This is a genomic window from Bradyrhizobium sp. NBAIM14 (assembly GCF_020193895.1).
Lineage (GTDB): Bacteria > Pseudomonadota > Alphaproteobacteria > Rhizobiales > Xanthobacteraceae > Bradyrhizobium > Bradyrhizobium yuanmingense.
The window spans coordinates 163,927-178,378 of record NZ_JADYVQ010000004.1; the positions used below are offsets into that span (position 1 = coordinate 163,927).

The 14,452-nt window shown below is 66.0% G+C and carries 13 protein-coding genes; 9 read left to right on the forward strand and 4 right to left on the reverse strand.

Annotated elements, in window-relative coordinates; genetic code table 11:
• The first annotated feature begins 1 nt into the window (after position 1).
• Together moaC and I6F28_RS12545 are read left to right on the forward strand one after the other, a co-directional pair.
• A complete protein-coding gene (gene moaC / locus I6F28_RS12540) occupies positions 2–535 on the forward strand; it encodes a cyclic pyranopterin monophosphate synthase MoaC (protein WP_036025198.1) in 534 nt (177 codons plus the stop codon).
• Between the two features lie 177 nt (positions 536–712).
• The gene (locus tag I6F28_RS12545) at positions 713–3,445 is read left to right on the forward strand and encodes a bifunctional diguanylate cyclase/phosphodiesterase (protein ID WP_225140018.1); all 2,733 of its coding nucleotides are present in this window, start codon (positions 713–715) and stop codon (positions 3,443–3,445) included.
• An 81-nt stretch (positions 3,446–3,526) separates the two neighbouring features.
• Here the strand turns inward: I6F28_RS12545 and I6F28_RS12550 are convergent, their stop codons facing one another.
• Positions 3,527–4,861, reverse strand: coding sequence for a S41 family peptidase (locus I6F28_RS12550; protein WP_225125221.1), 1,335 nt, complete (start codon positions 4,859–4,861; stop codon positions 3,527–3,529).
• Between the two features lie 304 nt (positions 4,862–5,165).
• On the opposite strand from I6F28_RS12550, the gene I6F28_RS12555 reads away from it, so the two are divergent.
• The 3 genes from I6F28_RS12555 to I6F28_RS12565 all read left to right on the forward strand — a co-directional run bounded on the left by I6F28_RS12555 (position 5,166) and on the right by I6F28_RS12565 (position 7,311).
• Positions 5,166–6,299, forward strand: a complete 1,134-nt coding sequence (locus tag I6F28_RS12555; protein WP_225140019.1) for an alpha-hydroxy acid oxidase — start codon at positions 5,166–5,168, stop codon at positions 6,297–6,299.
• Positions 6,300–6,325: 26 nt separating this feature from the next.
• Positions 6,326–6,949 carry an HAD family hydrolase gene (locus I6F28_RS12560; protein ID WP_225140020.1) on the forward strand — a complete coding sequence of 208 codons (624 nt, stop codon included), beginning with the start codon at positions 6,326–6,328 and terminating at the stop codon, positions 6,947–6,949.
• 158 nt (positions 6,950–7,107) lie between these two features.
• Complete coding sequence (locus tag I6F28_RS12565; RefSeq protein WP_036009959.1) at positions 7,108–7,311, forward strand: hypothetical protein; 204 nt, start codon at positions 7,108–7,110, stop codon at positions 7,309–7,311.
• A gap of 102 nt (positions 7,312–7,413) precedes the next feature.
• Here I6F28_RS12565 and I6F28_RS12570 read toward each other — a convergent pair whose 3' ends face one another.
• A complete protein-coding gene (locus I6F28_RS12570) occupies positions 7,414–7,707 on the reverse strand; it encodes a type II toxin-antitoxin system RelE/ParE family toxin (RefSeq protein WP_109143630.1) in 294 nt (97 codons plus the stop codon).
• Complete coding sequence (locus I6F28_RS12575; protein WP_109143629.1) at positions 7,704–7,931, reverse strand: hypothetical protein; 228 nt, start codon at positions 7,929–7,931, stop codon at positions 7,704–7,706. The genes I6F28_RS12570 and I6F28_RS12575 overlap by 4 nt, the downstream gene beginning before the upstream one ends.
• Positions 7,932–8,062: 131 nt before the next feature.
• Here I6F28_RS12575 and I6F28_RS12580 point away from each other — a divergent pair, with 131 nt between their 5' ends.
• The 4 genes from I6F28_RS12580 (at position 8,063) to I6F28_RS12595 (ending at position 12,117) form a co-directional block, all read left to right on the forward strand.
• The gene (locus I6F28_RS12580; protein ID WP_225140021.1) at positions 8,063–9,271 is read left to right on the forward strand and encodes a molybdopterin molybdotransferase MoeA; all 1,209 of its coding nucleotides are present in this window, start codon (positions 8,063–8,065) and stop codon (positions 9,269–9,271) included.
• 176 nt (positions 9,272–9,447) lie between these two features.
• Positions 9,448–10,149 carry a transcriptional repressor LexA gene (lexA, locus tag I6F28_RS12585; protein ID WP_036009965.1) on the forward strand — a complete coding sequence of 234 codons (702 nt, stop codon included), beginning with the start codon at positions 9,448–9,450 and terminating at the stop codon, positions 10,147–10,149.
• 374 nt (positions 10,150–10,523) lie between these two features.
• A complete protein-coding gene (locus I6F28_RS12590; RefSeq protein ID WP_025036527.1) occupies positions 10,524–10,958 on the forward strand; it encodes a hypothetical protein in 435 nt (144 codons plus the stop codon).
• A 217-nt stretch (positions 10,959–11,175) separates the two neighbouring features.
• Entirely contained in the window at positions 11,176–12,117 is a 942-nt protein-coding gene (locus tag I6F28_RS12595) for a GAF domain-containing protein (RefSeq protein ID WP_225140022.1), read from the forward strand.
• Positions 12,118–12,123: 6 nt separating this feature from the next.
• Here the strand turns inward: I6F28_RS12595 and I6F28_RS12600 are convergent, their stop codons facing one another.
• A complete protein-coding gene (locus I6F28_RS12600; protein ID WP_225140023.1) occupies positions 12,124–14,403 on the reverse strand; it encodes a ComEC/Rec2 family competence protein in 2,280 nt (759 codons plus the stop codon).
• Positions 14,404–14,452: the final 49 nt, after the last annotated feature.

A 14,452-nucleotide genomic window follows, 5' to 3' on the forward strand; every position in this document is an offset into this window, starting at 1 on the left:
CATGGCGCGCAAGCCGGCGAAGACCATTTCAGCCAAGACGAAGCAGGCCAAAGCAAAGGCCGGCCCCGCCCTCACCCATATCGGCGCCTCCGGCGAGGCGCGGATGGTCGACGTCTCGGACAAGCCAGCGACGGAGCGGCTGGCGGTCGCCGAGGGCCGCGTCGTCATGACCAAGACGACGCTCGATCTGATCGTGTCCGGCAACGCCAAGAAAGGCGACGTGCTCGGCACCGCGCGCATCGCCGGCATCATGGCCGCCAAGCGCACCTCGGAGCTGATCCCGCTCTGCCATCCGCTCGCCCTGTCGAAGGTCATTGTCGATATCGAGCCTGACGCCAAGCTGCCGGGCTGCGTGGTACGGGCCACCGTGAAGGTGACGGGACCGACCGGCGTCGAGATGGAGGCGCTCACGGCGGTGTCGGTCGCCTGCCTCACCATCTACGACATGATCAAGGCCGTCGAGCGCGGCGTGCGCATCGAGGGCATCCATCTGGTCGAGAAGCTCGGCGGCAAATCCGGCCATTACCGCGCCTGAAGCGGGCTTGCGTTAGCGCCCCACTTTCGCGCCGCGCGCATGGATTGCTTTTGCGCGCGGATATTCACGTCTCGTTAACCGCGCTTCCTAACTTTGCTTCCACACCGTCACCGTAAACCAACGGATGTTCTCGGGGTCCTGAATTGATCCTGACGTGTGCGCGGCAACGAATCCAGCATGAAGATGAAACTCGGCAGTCGTCTCTTTGACCAGGTCTTCGTGCGCAGCGGCCCGATCCGCTGGCTTGTGGTTGGCGGCACGCTGCTGATCGCGGCCATCGCCATAGGCTCGGTCCTGATGGCGCAGAACTTCCGGGAGCGGGCGCTGCGCAATTCCGGTCGCGAGCTGGAAAACACCGTGCTGCTGCTTGCTCATCATTTCGATCAGCAATTGCAGGATTTCGCCGTCATCCAGAAGGGTTTCGTCGACTACGTCCGCACCACCGGAATTACCTCCGGAGAGGAGTATCGCAAGCGCCTCTCGGGCGAGGACGTGCACCGGATGCTGCGGTCGAAGATCGAGGCGCTGCCCTATATGGGCGGCCTCAACATCATCGATGCCGAAGGCAATCTGATCAATTCGTCGACCGCATGGCCGACGCCCAAGGTGAATGTCGCCGATCGCGCCTACTTCCGCACCTTCAAGTACGATCCCTATGCGCCTGATGTCCTGATCGAGCCGCTGCACAGCCGCATCTCCGGCGCGTGGACCATTCTGGTGGCCCGGAGGGTCGTCGGGCCACGCGGCGAGTTCCTCGGCGTGGTCGGACGCGGGATCGAACCTGCCAATTTCGAGAAGTTCTTCGCCTCCGTGGTGCTCGGCGAAGGCGCGACGATCTCGATGCTGCATCGCGACGGCACACTGCTCGCCCGCTACCCGCAGTCCGGCGAATTGATGGGGCGAAACTTCAAGACCGGACCGTTCGAGCATCAAAGGGTGTTCGGGCTCGATCATTTCGCCGGCCGCTTCAACAGCCCCGTCGACGGCGAGGACCGGCTGATCTCCTCCCGTGCCCTGCCCCATTTCCCGATCCTGGTGATGGTCACCACGACGCGCGCAGCGGCCTTGGCTGACTGGCGCGAGCAGATCGGCATTCTGATCTCGATCGCAGCCTCTTCCGCGCTCGCGATCGCAGGCGTGCTGATTGCCGTCGTGCGCAAGCTGCTGGAGCAGCACCGCCTTTCGCGCGAACAGCTGACGCTGGAGAAGCAGCGGCTCGACCGCGCCGTCAACAACATGACGCAGGGCCTGTTGCTGTTCGATTCCGAGCAGCGGCTCGTGGTCTGCAATCAGCGCTACATCGAGATGTACGGCTTGTCGGCCGAGATCGTGAAGCCCGGCTGCAGCTTTCGCGACATCATCGCCCATCGCAAGACGACCGGCTCGTTTACCGGCGACGTCGATGCCTACGCCGCGCGCGTCCTGAAGGACATTCATCTCCGCAACTCCATGGTGGTCGATACCGCCGACGGCCGCTCGATCCACATCCTCAACGAGCCGCTCGCGGATGGCGGCTGGGTGGCGACCCACGAGGACATCACGGAGCGCCGGCGCATCGAGGAGCGCATCACCCACCTCGCCCATTACGACGCACTGACTGACCTGCCCAACCGCGCTATGTTCCACGAGCATCTGCGGCAGGAGCTGGCCACGGCGCGCGACGGCGAGCAGACCGCGGTGCACTACATCGATATCGACGAGTTCAAGGGCGTCAACGACGCGCTCGGCCATCTGGTCGGCGACGAGCTGTTGAAATCGATCGCGACGAACCTCCGCCGCTGTGCCGGCCCGGCGGACTTCGTGGCGCGCCTCGGCGGCGACGAATTCGCCATCGTGCAAGGCGCCGTGACGTCGTTGGATCAGGTCAACGAGCTCGTCGCGCGTGTCTTCGAAACCATCCGCACGCCGGTCGACTGCATGGGCCATCATCTCACCAGCGACGCCAGCATCGGTATCGCGCTCGCGCCGGAACACGGCACGGCGCTCGACCAGATCCTGAAGAACGCGGACATGGCAATGTACGCGGCCAAGTCCGCCGGGCGCCGCACCTACCGCTTCTTCGAGCCGGACATGGACGCCAAGGTCCGCGAACGCCGCGACCTCGAGGGCGACCTGCGCCACGCCATCGCGCAAGGAGATCGCGAAGGCGGGCTCGAGGTGTATTACCAGCCCTGCCTCGGCCTGAAGGACGACCGCATCACCGGCTGCGAGGCGTTGGTGCGCTGGCGCCATCCCGAGCGCGGCTGGGTCTCGCCGGCGGATTTCATCCCGATCGCCGAAGACACCGGCCTGATCAACGAGATCGGCGAATGGGTGCTGGCGACCGCGTGCCGGGACGCGGCAAGCTGGCCCGACGACATCCGCCTCGCCGTCAACGTCTCGCCGGTGCAGTTCAAGAGCGGCACGCTGGCGCTGAAGATTATGGCGGCGCTCGCCGCGTCGAACCTGCCGGCGAGCCGGCTCGAGCTCGAGATCACCGAGGCAGTCCTGATCCGCGACGACGATGCCGCGCTTGCCATCCTGCACCAGCTCCGCGCCATCGGCGTGCGCATCGCGCTCGACGATTTCGGCACCGGCTACTCGTCGCTGAGCTATCTGCACCGCTTCCCGTTCGACAAGATCAAGATCGACCGCTGCTTCGTCGAGGACATCGCCCGTCCCGACGGCTCCGCCAGCATCGTTCAAGCCGTCGTCAACCTGGCGGCCGCCCGTCGCATGACCACGACGGCCGAGGGTGTCGAGACCGAGGAGCAGCAGCGCCTGCTGCGCACGCTCGGCTGCTCCGAGATGCAGGGCTATTTGTTCAGCGCCGCCAAACCCGCCGACAAGATGCTGGAGCTGTTCGCACTGCACCGCAGCCGGCTCGCCCGGCGCGAAGGCAGCGAGAGCCGCCGCCGCGAGGTCGGTTAGGTCGAAACGGCGCTGCAAACGAAATCGCCCGGAAGCGGTCCTCCGCTCCCGGGCGAAACATGATCCGGAACGTCGTAAGATCTAGTTCGGCACTGCAGCCTTCGTCGCGCGCTTGGCGGCGACCGCATTTGCCGTAACGCCGTGGAGGAAGTCGTAGGCTGCGTGCAGAGCCTTGTCGTCCTTCTCTTCCGGCGGAACGTAGGACTGCGATCCGGTCTGCTCGGTGCCGTCGGCCGACAGATGCCCGCGCATCTGGGATTCCGCCATGGTGTCCATCCGCCCCTTCAGCTCGGGCGGCACGTCCTGGAGGATCTCGATGTCGGGCGCGATGCCCTGGGCCTGGATCGAGCGGCCCGACGGCGTGTAGTAGCGCGCCGTGGTCAGCGCCAGCGCGCCATTGCCGGAGCCGAGCGGAATGATGGTCTGCACCGAGCCCTTACCAAACGATCGCGTGCCGATCAACGTCGCGCGCTTGTGGTCGTGCAGCGCACCGGCAACGATCTCCGAGGCCGAGGCCGAGCCGCCGTTGATCAGCACCACGATCGGCTTGCCTTTGGTGAGGTCGCCGCCATGGGCGGTGAAGCGCTGGGTTTCTTCCGGACTGCGGCCGCGGGTCGAAACGACCTCGCCGCGCTGCAAGAAGGCGCTCGACACCGACACGGCCTGGTCGAGCAGGCCGCCCGGATTGTTGCGCAGATCAACCACGTAGCCGGCGAGCTTCTCCGGCGGGACCTGCTTGGAGACCGAGGCGATCGCCTTCTTCAGGCCGTCGGCGGTCTGCTCGTTGAACGAGGTGATGCGGATATAGCCGATGTCGCCGTTCTCGACGCGGAAGCGCACCGGACGCACATGGATGATCTCGCGCGTGATCGCAACCTCGAGCGGCGCATCCGCACCCTTGCGGATGATGGTCAGCTTGGTCTTGGTGTCGACCGGTCCCTTCATCTTGTTGACCGCCTGCTCGAGCGTCATGCCCTGCACGGCCTCGCCGTCGATCTTGCCGATGAGGTCGCCGGACATGATGCCGGCCTTCGAAGCCGGCGTGTCGTCGATCGGCGAGACGACCTTGACGAGGCCATCCTCCATCGTGACCTCGATGCCGAGCCCGCCGAACTCGCCGGAGGTGGTCTCCTGCATCTCGGTCCAGGCCTTGGCGTTCATGTAGCGCGAATGCGGGTCGAGCGAGGTCACCATGCCGGTGATCGCCCCCTCGATCAGCTTGGCATTGTCCGGCTTCTCGACATAGCTGGCCTTGACCCGCTCGAACACCGCGCCGAACAGATTGAGCTGGGAATAAGCATCACCCGCACTCACTGCCGCCCGCGCTGCCCATACGCCGCCCTGCGGGCTGGCTACCAGAAGGGTCAGGCACGCTCCCGTGAGCGTGCCCAGGGGGAACAGCAGGGTTTTCCGCATGAAGGTGCCTTTTGTGCTTGGCGTTTCTCTTGAGGCTGGGAGACGCCATGCAAATGGCGATCCAGTCCATCTCTCACAATACCATTCTGGTTTCTTCAAGGCCGGGATGCCGCGCTGGCGGGTACACCGAAGAAATCCCTTCGCCTTGGCCTAAACTTTTGGCAACGTTCCGAAACTGTTTCCAAGCAACACGACACCGGTCCGGGCCGCCCACGCTTCGCAGCTATGCGATTTTAGGATGGTTTTGGAGGGCCGGACGCGATAGGCGATGGCGACAAGACTTCAAATTCTCGGGAGGACAACAATGAATGAAGCGCCCCGCATCCGGCCGGAACGGAACGTCGAGCTCGGCGCCAGCGACGAGCCGTTCCAGAACCTGCACGAGTTCATCCGGAAGGCGCGCGCCAACCTCAACCAGAATGCCTGGGACTACATCATCGGCGCCGCCGAGACCGAGACCACGATGCGGCGCAACCGCATGGCGCTCGACGAGATCGCCTTCCGCCCGCGCGTGCTGCGCGACGTGCGCAGGATCGATGGCAGCGTCGAGCAGTTCGGCCGCAAGCTGCGTCTGCCGGTGGTGCTGGCTCCCGTCGGCGCACTCGAGATCTTCGATCCGGATGGCGCGGCGAGCGTCGCGCGCGCTGCGGGCGGGTTCGGCGCGGCGCACATGCTGAGCTCGGTGTCCGAGCCCGGCCTCGAGACGACCGCCGAGGCTGCCCCCGATGCACTGCGTCTCTATCAACTCTATGTCCGCGGCGACGATGCCTTCGTCGCCGACGTCGTCAGCCGGGCCGAGAAGAACGCCTATGCCGCCTTCTGCCTGACCGTCGACACCGCCCATTACAGCCGTCGTGAACGTGACATCGCCAAGCGCTACGTTCGCGAGAGCCGCCTGCGCGCCACCGGCGGCGATTTCCAGAAGGGCCTGGAGTGGCGGACCGTGAAGATGATCAAGGACACGTTCAAAATTCCGCTGATCCTCAAGGGTATCGCCACGGCCGAGGATGCGCAGATCGCGCTCGATCACGGCGTCGAGTGGATCTACGTCTCCAACCATGGCGGACGCCAGCTCGACCACGGCCGCGGCGCCATGCACGTGCTGCCGGAGATCGTCGACGCCGTGAAGGGCCGCGCCAGGATCATGGTCGACGGCGGCTTTTGCCGCGGCACCGACATCGTCAAGGCGATCGCGGCGGGCGCCGACCTCGTCGGCATCGGCCGGCTGCAATGCTGGGCGCTGGCGGCAGCCGGCGAAGCCGGCGTCGCGCGGATGCTGGAGTTGCTCGAAGACGAGGTGCTGCGCTGCCTCGGCCTCCTGGGCGCCACCTCATTCGCCGAGCTCGACAAATCCTGCCTGCATCCGGCGGCCGCCACCAACGCGCCCAGCGTGTTCAGCGCGTTCCCGCTGTTCGACCACGAGCCCTATCGTTACTGACGCGCCATACCGAAGTGAAGGACGCAATGACATCGCTCTCTCCCGGCAGCGCGGATGCGCTGCTGTTCGACCTCGGGCGCGTTGTGCTCGACATCGACTTCTCCAAGGCGATCGCCTGCTGGGCGGGACATGCCGGCTGCCAGCCCGAGGCCATCATCGCGCGCTATGTGCGCGACGACGCCTACCGGTTGCACGAGATGGGCAAGATCAGCGATGCGGACTATTTCGCCTCGCTGCGGTCCTCGCTCGGGATCGGCATCTCGGATGCGCAATTCCTGGAAGGCTGGAACGCGATTTTCGCCGGCGAGATGCCTGATATCGCCGAGCTGCTGCCGCGCGCGGCGAAGCAGATGCCGCTCTACGCCTTCTCCAACACCAATCGGCCGCACGTCGACCATTTCTCGAAGGAATATGCCGGTCTGCTCGGCCATTTCCGCGAGCTGTATCTGTCCTCCAGCATCGGCCTGCGCAAACCGGATGCCGAGGCCTTCGACCATGTCGTGGCGGCGATCGGCGTGCCGGCCGAGCGCATCGTGTTCTTCGATGACCTCGCCGAGAACATCGAGGGAGCACGGGCGCGCGGCTTGACCGCCGTGCATGTCATCTCGCCGCGTGATGTCGGGAACGCATTGAAAGCACTGGGGATCTGAGCCGCGGGAAAGCCCGGAGCGCGCTCACTTGCCGGAACAAAAACTGCTGAAAATGTGGAACCTGATCACTTTGTGCATTTTTATACAGAGTTCCGGGAACGGAACACCACCCTTCGGACTCATGAGTCCGTTGGGACTTCTACATTGGACTGATCGACGTGCTGGGCAAGACCTATCTCACCAAGCAAGCCTCTCTCCTGCTCGAATTCGCCAGAACCACCTCGGATTCTGACCTCTCCGCCAAGCTGATCAGCAAGGCCGCCGACCTAAAATCCCAGGCGGACCCGCTGCCGGACAAGGATCAGGGTCCCAAGCCGCCCGACGTCGCGGACATCAGTCCGGGCGATCCGACGGGGCGTTGAACGATGTTGGCCGTGGCGCTCGTCATTCTCGTCCTTGCCATGGCAATCCTCGTTCCGGTCTGTCTCGCCTTCCGCATCATGCCGCGGCGGAGTTGAGCCCGCTCAGACGTCAGAGTGCTCGCGTTCCTGTGCGGGATGCTTGATCGCAAGAACGACGATTTCGCCGGCCTCTACCTCCAGCCGGTAGTAAACCAGGTAACGGTACCGCCGCGTTACCAGCTTGCGCACGCCCTCGACCTCCTGCCGTCGTCCAAGTTGCGGAAAGCGAACAAGATCTCGAAGGGATTCAAGGATCGCAGCGCGCACGCGCAATGCGCCTTTGGGGCTGTGCTCCCTAACATAATCGGCAATCTCAATCAGATCCTTGGCCGCGCGTTGCGTAAATCTGAGCTTCATCGCTCGAAGCGGCGAAAGGCGGCTTCGATCTCGGCGTCAGACGCAAATTGCCGGAGGTTCGCCTGCGTGAGCCCCTCGAGGACCGCCGCAAGATGACCGGGATCGACTTCCTCAGCCTCCTCTCCGGCGTCGCTCAACGCCAACATGGCGCGTGCAATCTCGTCCTGGCTATCCGCAGGAAGCCGCCGCACGGCCTTCAGCGCCTTTTCGAGCAGTTCTGTCATTGGCAGAAGATAAGCCGGGTCGAGACCAAAAGGAAGTGTGGTTCCTGGCTGGCAAGGGAGGCCTTTTGCTTCAGCTCCTCCGCTCGGCTAGAACTTGCCGACCCAGTCCTGATTTGTTGCGGAGTTCGCCCGTGGCCCTGATGCCGGTTTCTGACGCGCTTGCCGCGGTGTTGGCCGGCGTCGAGCCGCTGGCTGAACAGATGGTTTGCCTCGACGAGGCCTACCATCGTGTGCTAGCCCGCGATGTCGCGGCGCGGCGCACGCAGCCGCCGGAGGCGATGTCGGCGATGGACGGCTATGCCGTGCGCACGGCCGACGCGGCAAACGATTCGAGGTTGACCGTCGTCGGCGAGGTCGCGGCGGGCCGGCCGCTCGCGGGAAGCGTCGGCCCCGGCGAAGCCGTGCGGATCTTCACCGGCGGCGTCGTTCCCGACGGCGCCGATGCCGTCGTGATCCAGGAGGACACAGCTGCCGACGGCAAACATGTGACGATCAAGGAAGCCGCCATTTTCGGCCGGCACATCCGCCCTGCAGGCGTCGACTTCCGCGAAGGCGACGTGCTGCTGCGCAAGGGAATCCGCCTCACCGAGCGCGATCTCGCCCTTGCCGCCGGAATGAATCATCCGCATCTCGCCATCATCCGCCGCCCGAGGGTTGCCGTTCTCGCCACCGGCGACGAGCTCGTGATGCCGGGCACCACGCCTGGTCGCGGCCAGATCGTCTATTCCAACGGCTATGCCCTGCATGCGCTCGCCCGCAGCGAGGGCGCCGAGACCATCGACCTCGGAATTGCCGCCGATACACTGGAGGCGACGTCCGCCGGCATCCGCCGCGCGCGCGAGAGCGGCGCCGACATCCTGATCACGACCGGCGGTGCCTCGGTCGGCGACCACGACCTGGTCCAGCAGGCGCTCAAGGGCGAAGGCATCGCGATGGCGTTCTGGAAGATCGCGATCCGGCCGGGCAAGCCGATGATGCACGGTCGGATAGGCGCGATGCGCGTGATTGGCCTGCCCGGCAATCCCGTGTCGTCCTACGTGTGCGCCTTCCTGTTCATGGTCCCCTTGATTCGCGCCCTGTCGGGCCGTTCAGCGATTCATCATCGGCGCGAGCGCGCCGTGCTGGGCCGCGATCTCGCCGCCAACGACCAGCGCGAGGACTATCTGCGTGCGCGGCTGGAGGAGCGCGACGACGGCACGCGCGTCGCCCTTCCGGTCAGCCATCAGGACTCCTCCCTTCTTGCGAATCTCGCTGCGGCACAGGTACTTCTGGTGCGCGCACCGTTCGCGCCGAAGGCCGAGGCCGGCACGCCTTGCGAGGTGCTCCGGCTGCCCGTCTGAGCCGCCCAGCCACACGCATTCCGCGAGCTTGGCCGCGTTCACCATAAATTAAGCAGTTGCGGAACACATATCGAACATATAGTGTCCGTTCATGATTTGTTTCGAGGATGTAGCGGCTTAGTGCCGGCTTCATCGTGTCGGAATCGAACGACATCAACCGGGGGACTTTGGTCGAGATGTTGACGCGCAAACAATACGAGCTTCTGCGGTTCATCAGCGAACGTCTGAAGGAAAGCGGCGTGCCGCCGTCCTTCGACGAGATGAAGGATGCGCTCGACCTGCGCTCGAAGTCAGGCATCCATCGCCTGATCACTGCGCTCGAGGAGCGCGGCTTCATTCGCCGCCTGCCCAACCGCGCCCGTGCCATCGAGGTGATCAAGCTGCCCGAGCTCCAGGCCGCCGCCGGCAATCGCCGTGGCTTCACCCCGAGCGTGATCGAGGGCAATCTCGGCAAGGTGCGCGCGAGCTCCAGCCCGCCCGCGGACGAGGGCGAGCGCCCCGTCGCGGTGCCCGTGATGGGCCGCATCGCCGCCGGCACGCCGATCGAGGCGCTGCAGACCCGCAGCCATACCATCAGCGTGCCGCCGGACATGCTCGGCTCGGGCGAGCACTACGCGCTCGAAGTGCGCGGCGATTCGATGGTCGAGGCCGGCATCCTCGACGGCGACATGGCGCTGATCCAGCGCAACGAGACCGCAAATACCGGCGACATCGTGGTGGCATTGATCGACGACGAGGAGGCCACGCTCAAGCGCTTCCGCCGCCGCGGCGCCTCGATCGCGCTCGAGCCCGCCAATGCCGCCTACGAGGTCCGCATTCTTCCGCCGAACCGCGTGAAGATCCAGGGCAAGCTGATCGGGCTTTACCGGAAGTACTGATAACGGAAGTCTCAAGCGCCGCGCGCGCTGCGATCGGCATCGTCGATCCAGGATCGGAGCGGATACTTGCCCGCTCCGGCCGGTCTCTCGCGCCGGCTGTCCGGTCCATCTTCCCGCGCGACATTCCCCCGCGCAGGCGCGCAGCCATTTCTGCTTCGCCGGTAGAGTTGTGCCGGCAGTGCTGATAGCTCCGGCCGAATGCAAGGACGCGAGGTTTGTTCCTATCGAATCCGGGAAAGATAATGTGATCGCGCGCTGCGGACGCGAGCCGCAGATTTGCCCATAACCGAGCAGAGCGTTGTATGCTTCCACTCTGATAGAGGCCTGCGCCTCGAAAGAGACGCGGGTCGCTATCCCAGCATGAGGAGCACCCGATGTGTGACTACAGCCTGCATGCCGTCGCGACGCGCCCCGCCGAAGTCGGCGAGACGATCGTCACGACAACCTTCCGCGGCACCTCGACGCGCGGTTTCGCTTCCGAAGCCGATCCCTCCGTCGCGGTCTGTCTGCTGCCGGGGACGGAGCTCGCTTTCGCCGACAATGTCCGCTACGACAACCGCTGGATCTGGACGCGCACCGTGAACTCTCGCGTCGGCAAGTTCGGCAAGATCGACCCGCACATTCCCGATCGCCATCATGACGCGATCGAATTCCCCGACGGCAAATACGTGCTGGTGACGCAGCTCGTCGAAGGCCAGCGCGCGACCGTGCTGCAATTGCCGGTGACGCAGCCAGCCCCCGAGCGCGAGCACAAGCCGCAGATCGTCGCCGACACGCGGCCCACGATCACGCGCCTGCCGATCGGCTGACGCCCTTCGGCCGACAGGCCGAGCCCGGGATTGAAATTGCCGTCGCCGGCCGAGGCCGGCGAGCCCGGCAAGTTTGTGTTTCAGGACATTCGATCGGCGAGCCCACCGCCGCGCCTCGTCGTCGCACGAAGTTTGGGCCGTGCTGCCCGCATTTTGAACGTCCGCTCCGCAGCCAAATGACCGATGCTGTCGTGGTTTGAGGCGGCGGACACGCTCGATGAAGACCTTCATTCGCGTCGTTGAACTTTGGGTACCCGACCGGACGCGCAGGCGGCTGGAATTCGGCGGCGGCCTCTACGACGATGGGCTGTCCGCGTTCAAAGCCGTCAGCGAAGAGCTGCACTTCGGATATGACGAGGGACTTCCCGGCAAGGCCTGGGCCTGTGGCCACCCCGTCATCCTCACGAAATTCGCCAACTCCTATTTCAAGCGGACCGATCAGGCCGCTGCGGCCGGCCTCACCTGCGGCGTGGCGGTGCCGGTGTTCGCGGGCGAATTCCTGCAAGCCGTGCTGGTGCTGTTCTGTGGCGACGACGAGGCGCACGTCGGCGCGATCGAACTCTGGCACAACGATCCTGATCTCTCGCATGAGATGGGGCTCGTCGATGGCTATTACGGCACCGCGGACATGTTCGAATTCAACTCCCGCCACACCAGATTTCCGCGCGGCTTCGGCCTGCCCGGACGCACCTGGAAGGCGGGCCTGCCGCTGATCATCAAGGACTTGCACGACGCCAAGAGTTTCCTGCGCTGGGAGGACGCCGCCAAGGTCGGGATCAATCTCGGCGTCGGCGTGCCCTACCGAACCGGTACCGACCAGACCTGGGTTCTGACATTCCTCTCCGCGCAGGCAACGCCGATTGCACGACGCTTCGAGATCTGGGTCCCGAACGAGGACCGTTCGGCGCTGGTCTTTCGCGCCGGCGATTGCAGCGCGCAGACCGACCTCGCCGCACGCTATGCGGCGCAGTCCATCGCCAGGGGCGAAGGCAGCATTGGCGGCGCCTGGGCCGCCGGCATGCCCGCGCTCAACGACGATCTCACCCGTGACGGCTCGATCGCCGGCTCCGAAGCCTGCGCAGCCGGGCTGAGCCGAATGGTGGCCCTGCCGGTCATCGGCAACGGAAGGCTTGACGCCGTGCTGGCCTGGTATTTGTGATCCGCGTCAATCGTCGGCCTGCAAGTCGGCCTCCGATGGCGTTGCGTCCCGGTTGCGGGGCACGGCCGCCTTCGGCACGAGGCTGCCGTCGAAATCTCCCTCGCCGGCGCCGGCCGGCAGCCAGGGACGGCTTGCTCCCCTCGTCCTCACCGCCTGCACCGGAAAGCCCTCGCCGCGTCTCGTCAGAGCCAGTGCGCCCTGACTGGCAAGACCCGCCCGATCGACCACCATCGCCGCGCAATCGGGTGGCGCAGGCCGCGCCGTCACCACCAGCGCGGCGCGGCTGCAATCATCGGCCAGCGCGTCGATACGCGTCGCCAACGCGATCAGTCGTCCGTCCGCGAGCGGCGCCACGCAGCCGGTCTCGTCACACGACACCCCACTCGCCAACGAGGCGTTGCCGGCATCGCGCGGATCGGCATCGGCAGCCAACCACTCCTTCAGCAGGAAGCTGTCCTTGCTGGCGCGGATCACCTGCAAGCGCCCATCCCCGCCCCGGATCGCGACGCTCGCGCCATCCCCGGCAATCAGGATATCGGGCTGCCGCACCGACAGTCCCCAGAGGATCGCTGCCAGCAGCACCAGGGCGCCGGACCAGCGCAAGGGCGTGCGCAACAGGCCCATCACGATGAGCCCGAGGCTCGCTGCGATCAGCGGCGCGATCCCGAAGGCGGGAATGCGGCCGACGGCGCCCGGCAGGGCCGCCACCCAGCGCGCGACCAGGACCATCCACTCGATGCCGATCCCCATCAACCACCAGAACACGCCGTCGAGCCCGAAGGGCGCCGCGAGCAGCCCCAACAGCCCGGCCGGCATCACCAGCGCCGAGACCACCGGCATGGCGCCGAGATTGGCGAGCACGCCGTATGGGGTCACGCGATGGAAGTGGAAGGCGGCGTACGGCGTGGTCGCGAGCCCCGCGATCAGCGAGGCCAGGAACAGCATCGCGATCTCGCGGCCGCCCCACAACGCGATCCGCGCCGTCGCGGAATGATCGGGCGAGGCGAGCAGGTTCGGCATGCCGATCTGCACCAGCGCCACCAGCCCGAGCGTTGCCGCAAACGACATCTGGAAGCTTGGATGCACCAACGCCTCCGGCGCGACCGCAAGCACGATCAGCGCGGCAACCGCCAGCGTGCGGAAGGTGATGGCGCGGCGGTCGACCATCACTGCGATCAGCACCACCGCCGTCATGAAGAACGATCTTTGCGTCGCAACCTCCGCGCCCGACAGCAACAGGTAGAACGCGGCCGCGACCAGCGCCGCGGCGGCCGACCATTTCTTGATGGCAGAGCCGGCCGCCAGCCCCGGGATCAAGGCCAGCAGCGCGCGCACCGCGAAGAAGACGACGCCGGCGACAACCGCCATGTGATAGCCGGAGATCGACAGCACATGGCCGAGTCCCGAGACGAACATGGCATCGTTCACGGGCGCGGTGATCGCATCGCGCCGCCCCGTGAGCAGCGCCGTCGCAATCGCGCGGTTATCGCCTTCGAGCGTTGCGCGGATGCGCGCATCGATCGCATCGCGCAGGCCCTGCATGAAGGCCGCGTAGCGCAGCCGCAGGCCGCCAGCATCCGGCGGCGTGGACGCCGTGATCGCGCCCATCACGAAGCCGGAGGCGCCGATGCCCTGGAAGAACATGTCGCGCGAGAAATCATAGCTGCCGGGGCGCACCGGCGAGATCGGCGGGAGCAGCCGCGCCTTCAGCTGCACGAAGCTGCCAACCTCAGGCGCCGTGCCCTTGCGCACCGAGAGGCGGACGCGCTCGAGCTTGACGTCGCTGCGCTGCGCCTCCATCGCGCTGACGCGCAGCACGAAACGGTCGGTGCGCTCGCGGATGTCGCGCGCTTCCACGAAGCCCGACAGCGACACCGAATAGAGCGGTTTTGCCAAAACGGTGTGCGCGATACGCGCGGTCTTCCAGGTCGCCACGGCAAAACCAGCCGCGACCGCCGCGAGCATGATGGCGGGCGCAAACAGCCGGCTCCGCCGGAGCAGCACCGCGCCGAGCATCAGCGCGATGGCTGTGGCGGCAACCACCCACAGCACCGGCTCATGATCGGCGGCGAAATAAAGCGCAATGCCGCCGCCGAAGGCGACCGGCACCCACGGCAACAGCCGGCCAGGCCCGGCCTCGCCCCGAGCCCATTGGCGCAGCGTCTCGATGATCGCCGGCCAGATGCCGAGGCCCGCTGGCGCCAAGCCGCCGGCCGGGGCGGCGCGGCCGACCGGCCACATCCCGGCAACTCCCTGGGACCGTCCTGGCCGGCCCGGCTCCGCCATTCCCCTGCACCTTACGATACGCGACGGCTGCGGAGGCTACCGGACCGTG

What these genes read in the sequence shown, in the direction of transcription:
- moaC (WP_036025198.1), top strand. Translation starts at nt 2, where the DNA reads ATGGCGCGCAAGCCGGCGAAGACCATTTCAGCCAAGACGAAGCAGGCC.
- I6F28_RS12545 (WP_225140018.1), top strand. Translation starts at nt 713, where the DNA reads ATGAAGATGAAACTCGGCAGTCGTCTCTTTGACCAGGTCTTCGTGCGC.
- I6F28_RS12550 (WP_225125221.1), bottom strand. Translation starts at nt 4,861, where the DNA reads ATGCGGAAAACCCTGCTGTTCCCCCTGGGCACGCTCACGGGAGCGTGC.
- I6F28_RS12555 (WP_225140019.1), top strand. Translation starts at nt 5,166, where the DNA reads ATGAATGAAGCGCCCCGCATCCGGCCGGAACGGAACGTCGAGCTCGGC.
- I6F28_RS12560 (WP_225140020.1), top strand. Translation starts at nt 6,326, where the DNA reads ATGACATCGCTCTCTCCCGGCAGCGCGGATGCGCTGCTGTTCGACCTC.
- I6F28_RS12570 (WP_109143630.1), bottom strand. Translation starts at nt 7,707, where the DNA reads ATGAAGCTCAGATTTACGCAACGCGCGGCCAAGGATCTGATTGAGATT.
- I6F28_RS12575 (WP_109143629.1), bottom strand. Translation starts at nt 7,931, where the DNA reads ATGACAGAACTGCTCGAAAAGGCGCTGAAGGCCGTGCGGCGGCTTCCT.
- lexA (WP_036009965.1), top strand. Translation starts at nt 9,448, where the DNA reads ATGTTGACGCGCAAACAATACGAGCTTCTGCGGTTCATCAGCGAACGT.
- I6F28_RS12590 (WP_025036527.1), top strand. Translation starts at nt 10,524, where the DNA reads ATGTGTGACTACAGCCTGCATGCCGTCGCGACGCGCCCCGCCGAAGTC.
- I6F28_RS12595 (WP_225140022.1), top strand. Translation starts at nt 11,176, where the DNA reads ATGAAGACCTTCATTCGCGTCGTTGAACTTTGGGTACCCGACCGGACG.
- I6F28_RS12600 (WP_225140023.1), bottom strand. Translation starts at nt 14,403, where the DNA reads ATGGCGGAGCCGGGCCGGCCAGGACGGTCCCAGGGAGTTGCCGGGATG.